The sequence below is a fragment of the Paracoccus maritimus genome (genome assembly GCF_025195095.1).
GTDB lineage: Bacteria > Pseudomonadota > Alphaproteobacteria > Rhodobacterales > Rhodobacteraceae > Paracoccus > Paracoccus maritimus.
On record NZ_JANAVZ010000041.1, the window covers coordinates 1 to 1,190 of the forward strand.

Genomic DNA, 1,190 nt, shown 5'->3' on the forward strand with positions numbered 1-1,190 from the left:
TCCCCGAACGTCCTCTGGAGCGGCTCCTCTTCTTCCTGCGGCTGCTTTGCGCATTTCGGGCAGCCCTTGCCGTAGTCGATGCCTTGGCAGGTTGGGCATCGGCGCATAGGGAAGTCGGCGGTGGGCGTCTTGAGGCCCGCGATCAGAGCGTCGAGGTGGTCGCGCCAGGCGGCGGCGGTCGGGCGGTCCGTGGGGGCGGCGAGGAAGGCGCGCTCAAACAGGGCCAGCGTCGCGTCCGGTAGATACGGCGCCAGCGTTCCGTTCGGCGGGTCCAGCGCCGCGTCCGGCCCGAGGTGGAACAGCCGCTGCTGGATGCGTTGCGCCGTCCCATCCGGAACCGTGCGGCCCGGGCGCGCCTTGCCGCCCGCGGGGTGGCGCCCGGCGCTGAGGATCTCGAAGATCATCACCGCCAGCGCGAAGCGGTCCTGCTCCTCGTCCATATGGGCGACCAGATCGCCGCCGGGCTGGAACTCGGGCGCCGTCAGGTTCGGCGTCGCCGCCGTGGCCGGGATCATCCGCGCCCCGTCCCGGATCGCGAAGCCGTCGCAGTCGATCAGCGCGACATGCCCGCCGCTGCGGTAGGCCAGCACGTTCACGTCCTTGAGGTCGACCACCGCATGGCCAACCTTGTTCACATACGCCACCAGTGCGGCGAGGTTGCGCAACAGGTAGAGCCGGACGTCGTCGCGCGGGTCCAGCCCCTCCTGCTTGCGCGAGAGGGCGCTGCGCCAGCTGAAGAGCGGCGTGGTCGCGGCGATGTCGACGCGCCGCATCGAGAAACCGAGGAAGGAGCCGTCGGGAGCGAGGACCATCTCCTGCGGCCAGGCGATCTGCACGATCGGCGCTTCCGCCCCCCGCGGCTTCGAAACCTGAGCTCTGGCCTCCGGCGCGTTCGCCAGCATCGCGGCGATCTTGGCCTGCTTGTCGACAAGCACGGCGCGCTGCGCGTCGTTCGCCGGGCTCCGGGCCGGACCGGGCTGGAAGTAGAGCTTCAGTACATGGTCCTGGCGGCTGGCATCCGCGAAGATCTCACCCTCGCCGCCCTTTGCGATCGGCTGCCCCACGACGGTCGACCGGGTCGCCCCCCCGGCCGACGACAACGTCACATGCTTCCCCGCAAACGTCGACGTCACTCAATCACCCTCTCTCGGCGCGCCCGATCCACCCGGCCCACAAAAGCGTCTTGTCGT

At 70.1% G+C, this 1,190-nt stretch carries 1 protein-coding gene; it reads right to left on the minus strand.

Annotated features, from left to right (window positions below; translation table 11 throughout):
• A partial coding sequence (locus MU516_RS19345) for a hypothetical protein (RefSeq protein WP_260278836.1) occupies positions 1 to 1,133 on the minus strand: 1,133 nt, incomplete at its 3' end.
• Between the last annotated feature and the right edge of the window lie 57 nt (positions 1,134 to 1,190).